The organism is Protofrankia sp. CiP1_Cm_nod1 (assembly GCF_920888515.1).
Classification (GTDB): Bacteria; Actinomycetota; Actinomycetes; order Frankiales; family Frankiaceae; genus Protofrankia.
Genome location: NZ_CAKKTM010000162.1, coordinates 1 through 4,796 on the forward strand (window position 1 = coordinate 1; position 4,796 = coordinate 4,796).

The following is a 4,796-nucleotide window of genomic DNA, read 5'->3' on the forward strand; positions in this document are numbered from 1 at the left end:
GAGCTGGGCGGCGTGAGCCGGCCGGGCGCCCGGCCGCGCGGCGTGGGCCACCTGGCGGCGTGACCCGCGCCGGGCGCCCCGGCTCCGGCCTACCGCCGCCAGTAAGCGCCACAGGCGTCGATCCGGACGAGAGGGGCGTCGATGCCCTGGGCCGCCCGGAAGTCCTCGACCGCGCGGCGGCAGCCCTCGACCGCACCGTAGTCGTCGATGATGCAGAAGCCGCCGTCGGACAGCTTTGGGTAGAGCGTGGTCAGGGCCTCGATCGTGCTGGAGTACATGTCGCCGTCCAGGCGCATGAGCGCGAGCCTGTCGATCGGCGCACCCGGCAGCGTCTCGGAGAACCAGCCGGGCAGGAAGCGCACCTGGTCGTCGAGCAGCCCATACCGGCGGAAGTTGTCCCGGACCTCTGCCAGCGGGACGACGAGCTCGGCCACCGTGTGGTGCCGGTCGCCGGTGTCGGCGGGATAACGGCCGGGATCGGGCTCCGGCAGCCCCGAGAACGAGTCCGCGACCCACACTATGCGGTCCTCGACCCCGTGGGCGGCGAGTATTCCCCGCATCAGGATGCACGAACCGCCCCGCCAGACACCGGTTTCGATCAGATCCCCGGGAACGTTGTCGCGCAGAATCGTCTCGACGCATTCCTGGAGGTTGTCCAGACGTTTGGCGCCTACCATGGTGTGCGCGAGCCGGGGCCAGTCCTGGCCGTTGCGGCGAACCTCGGGGGAGACGATTCTCGCCACCGAGAGATTCCGCCGCTCGAGCAGCCGCTGCAGAATCCGGGCGCTGCGGCGCCCGCGCCAGACCGCGCCGTCCCGTCCGTCCCACAACGAGAAGGAAAGCACCTCCTTCAGCAGATGGACATACCGTTGCGGAAGTTCCTCTCCAACGGTCGGTGACACGTCGAGATCCGTCATCTCTGTCATTCCTTCTTTTCTTCTCCGGGGATACTTCTCTTTTCCGGGGTGCGGATGCCGTCGGGTGGGCGGCTTTTCCGGGATGTGGTTCTCCGGGGGCGCGCGCGGCCGACCGGCCGAGGCGGTGTCAGGACCAGGACACCCAGCGGGCGGGACGGGGCTCGTCGGGCAGGGGCACCGCCTCGGCGGGCATGCGCAGCAGCCCGTCGACAAGACCGTGGAAGGCGAGCAGGCAGGAGGCGTACCCGCGCCTGCGCACGGCGTCCTTCACGGCGGTGCCGGGCACCAGGACCAGCATCGACCACAGCGTCACCAGCGCCGTGCGCAGTGCCCAGCCCCGGGCCCGGACGAACCACAGCCTGTTGCGGACGCTGTAGTAGATGTACCGGCCGGCCGGGATCGTCCCGCCACTGGCGTGCCAGGCCCGCGCCGGGCTGAGCATGACGCGCCAGCCGGCCTCCCGGGCACGGTGGCAGAAGTCGGCATCCTCGAAACCGAGGAAGTAGCGTCCGTCCATCGGCACGTCCCGGTGACATTCGGCCTTGATGAACATGGCTGCGCCGGTGACCCATTCGGCCTCGCACGGCTGGCCGACGGACGGCGTTCGCAGTACCCTCGGCGCGGCGAGGAAACGGGTGAGAACAGCGGCGCCCGACTGCAGCCCCCGAGCGTTGACCAGCGTCGGGCCGACCACACCGACCCGGTCGGTGGCCAGCAGGTCCAGGCACGCCCCGATCGTCGCGTCATCCATCCGGATGTCGTTGTTGAGCAGTAGATAGCAGGACGCCGTCGGATAGACCCGGGTGGCGTGCTGAAAACCGCCGGCGAAACCGAGATTGCGGGACGGGACTATCCAGGAAATCTCCGCGGGAATGCCCGCGGGGCGTTCCGACAGATCGTTGGCCACCACCACCACCCGATGCAGCAGCGCGCTGCGGTCCAGTTCGCAGGCGAGTTCGACGGTGGGCTCGGCCGGCCCCCAGTGCACGATGACCGCGATGTTCCTCATAGCTGATTCCTCATGACTGGTTCCTCATGACCGCTCCGCGGAAGCGGGGCGGTTCGGCGCGGTGTCGCGGCGGTTCGGCGCGGTGCGCCGCAGCACCGCGCCGAACATCAGTGCCGCGGACAGGGTGTAGATGACGATCGACATGGCGGCGATCAGCGCGAGATTTCCGGTGGGCACGGTCACACACAGGCCGACGACGGTCAGCGCAGCCGCCAGCGCCTGCGTCCCGTACACGCTGCGCTGACCGGACAGGCTCAGCAGCGCGTGGATCAGCAGGTAGTCCGCGGACAGCGGGATCGCCGCGAGGACGAGCGCCCGGGTCGGCGCCACCGCGGGTAGGAACTCCCGACCATAACAGAGGGTAATCAATTCGGGGGCGAGGAGCATGACCGGCAGGGCCACCCCGGCCGCGACGCCGAGCGCCCACCTCACCCCGCGTCGGATCAGCAGGCGCTGCTGGTTCAGGCCGTGGGCGTGCCGCAGCCGGCTGAAGGCGAGCATCCCGACCGCCTGGCCGAGCGCGGTACAGGTCAGGCTGGCGGTGGCCGCGACACCGTAGAACGCGACGTCGGAAGTGGGCCGGGCGGCAGCGACCACCACCGAGTCGAGCCGGTAGATCACCTGCGCCCCGATGGCCGTGGGCAACGCCGCGACAGCGCCCCGCACGAGCGCCCGGGACGGCAGGAAGCGGGCTGGCCGGCGTGGCGTGCCCGGCTCGCCGAGGGTCCGCGCCAGCATCACCACCGCCGGGACGGCGACGCCCACCCCCGAGCACAACAGCCAGACACCGACCTCGCGGGTGCCCGCGCGCCACGCCACGACCAGCAGGAACAGGCCCGCCAGCGAGGGCAGCAGCCGTACGAGCTGGAACTCGCCGGTCATCCGTGACCGGCGCTGGGCCATCCCGGAGGCCAGCGACGCGGCTACCGCCCCGGCGGTGGCCGCCGCCGCCCCGATGACCCCGTACCCGTCCAGCCAGGGCTGGGCCCCGACGCCCGCGAGCGTCCCGAACAGCGCGGCCGCCACCAGCGCGACGACGGCGACCTGCGCCAGCAGCGGGCCGGCGAGGTCGCGGTCGCTGCCACGGCCGGTCACCACCGCCTGTGTCACGCCGAGGGTCAGCACGACCGCCGCCACCCCCGACATCGTCTGGGTGGCCACGAACGCGCCCCGGGCGGTCGGCCCGAGAACACGCGCGGTCACGATCCCCGAGGCCAGCCCGATCAGGATCGCGGCGGCGTTGCCCGCGGCGACCGCGATCCCCGACGGCATGCCCGGGCGCGCGAGCGTGGCCAGCCGCCGGGGCCGCCGGTGCCGGGCCGTGGACGGCCTGCCGAGGGCCGTGACGGGAGGGCCTGCGGTGGGGCCCACGGCGGGGCTGGCGACGGTGCTCATGACGGGGTCTGCGGTGGGGCTCGCAGCGGGGCCCACGGCGGGGCTGGCGACGGTGCTCATGACGGGGCCGTCGGCCCGGGCGTCCTGCGTCGTCACGGCACGGCGTTCGGGGTAGCCGTGCCGTCCGTGCCGTTCGGGGTGTTCGGGGTGTTCGTGCCGCTCGGGGTGCCGGGTGCGGTGTGGTCCGGCGGCCGGGCGCCGCCGCGGGTCACCGCCGGTCCCGCGGGTATGGCCGGTCCCGCCGGTCCCGCCGGCTCTGCCGGTCCCGCCGGCTCTGCCGGTCCCGCCGGCTCTGCCGGTCCCGCCGGCTCTGCCGGTCCCGCCTGCCCAGCCTGCCCAGCCGACACGGTTGCCGTTGCGTCCGCTGCTGCCGCCGCGGCGGCGGCGAGGACGTGCGCCGAGGTGACCAGGCCGCCGTCCGCCTGCCCGGCCGTGCCGGCGGCGGCATCGCGCAGGCGGCGGTGGAACTCGCGTACGGCCGCCTCATGCCCCTTGTCCTGGCGTCCCTGCCAGACGGTACGGCCACCGACGGTAAGCGACCGGAAGTCGTCGAGGACGAGGTGCGTGCCGCTGGCCAGCGCCTCCAGGCGCTCCTTGCCGATACCCGCCGGGCGCGCGGAGGAGTAGACGATCACCGAGGCCGACTGGTCGGCGTGCCCGAGCACGACCGTCACGTCGTCGGCGAGCAGTGCGCCCCCGCGTCCGGCCGGATGTGCCCGCACCGACACGATCTCCGACGGGTTCAGGAACGCGCAGGTGTCGACGAAGTGGCAGACCTCCCCGAGCAGCCGCCCGCCCTGGCGGCGGTCGGCGTACCAGTGCCCGTCCGCGACCTTCCCGGCCGCTACCCGGTAGATCAGGGTGAGCGGGGACGTCCGGGCGTCGAGGTGTTCCCGGGCGAGCCGGGCCGCGGGTGACCAGCGCCGGTTGAAGCCGGTGAACAGGACGCCGTCGGAGCGGCTGGCGGCGTCCGCCACCGCCCGCAGCTCGTCGAAGGACAGCGCGAGCGGCTTCTCGCACCAGACGTGCCGGCCGGCCTCCAGCGCCTGTACGACCAGGTCGGCGTGGGCGTCGTGCGGGGTCGCGATGACCACCACGTCGACGTCGGGATCGTCGATGACGGCGTCCGGGCCGCCGGCGATCCTCGTGAAGCCGGCGCGCTCCCCGAAGCGTCGGGCACGCAGGCCACCGGCTGAGCCGACCGTGACGAAGCGGTCGAAGCCCGCGGCCCGGAAGGCGGGCAGCAGCACGGTGGCGGAGAAGGCGCCGGCGCCGATCCAGCCGATGCCGTAGCCCCGCCCGGCGGCCCGAGCGCTGTCGCTGTGTGTGCTGTCGCTGTGTGTGCTGCCGTCGGGTGTGCTGTCGTGTGTGCTGCCGTCGGGTGTGCCACTGCCTGCGCGGGCGGCGCGGGCGGCGCGGCGTGCCCCGGCCGGCCCGGGGAGGGTGGGCAGCCCGCCGGCGGCCCGGGAGAGCCC

At 73.4% G+C, this 4,796-nt stretch carries 4 protein-coding genes; all 4 read right to left on the bottom strand.

Annotated elements, in window-relative coordinates:
- Positions 1-89 precede the first annotated feature (89 nt).
- Positions 90-926, bottom strand: coding sequence for a TylF/MycF family methyltransferase (locus tag NBX02_RS07905; RefSeq protein ID WP_250285899.1), 837 nt, complete (start codon positions 924-926; stop codon positions 90-92).
- Between the two features lie 118 nt (positions 927-1,044).
- Positions 1,045-1,926, bottom strand: coding sequence for a glycosyltransferase (locus tag NBX02_RS07910; RefSeq protein ID WP_250285900.1), 882 nt, complete (start codon positions 1,924-1,926; stop codon positions 1,045-1,047).
- A 24-nt stretch (positions 1,927-1,950) separates the two neighbouring features.
- Positions 1,951-3,321, bottom strand: coding sequence for a lipopolysaccharide biosynthesis protein (locus NBX02_RS07915; RefSeq protein ID WP_250290660.1), 1,371 nt, complete (start codon positions 3,319-3,321; stop codon positions 1,951-1,953).
- Between the two features lie 92 nt (positions 3,322-3,413).
- Positions 3,414-4,796, bottom strand: a 1,383-nt coding sequence (locus NBX02_RS07920) for a Gfo/Idh/MocA family oxidoreductase (RefSeq protein WP_445548314.1), incomplete at its 5' end; no start/stop codon positions are given.

Coding starts and splice junctions, on each gene's coding strand:
- NBX02_RS07905 (WP_250285899.1), bottom strand. CDS start 926: ATGACAGAGATGACGGATCTCGACGTGTCACCGACCGTTGGAGAGGAA.
- NBX02_RS07915 (WP_250290660.1), bottom strand. CDS start 3,321: ATGAGCACCGTCGCCAGCCCCGCCGTGGGCCCCACCGCAGGCCCTCCC.
- NBX02_RS07910 (WP_250285900.1), bottom strand. CDS start 1,926: ATGAGGAACATCGCGGTCATCGTGCACTGGGGGCCGGCCGAGCCCACC.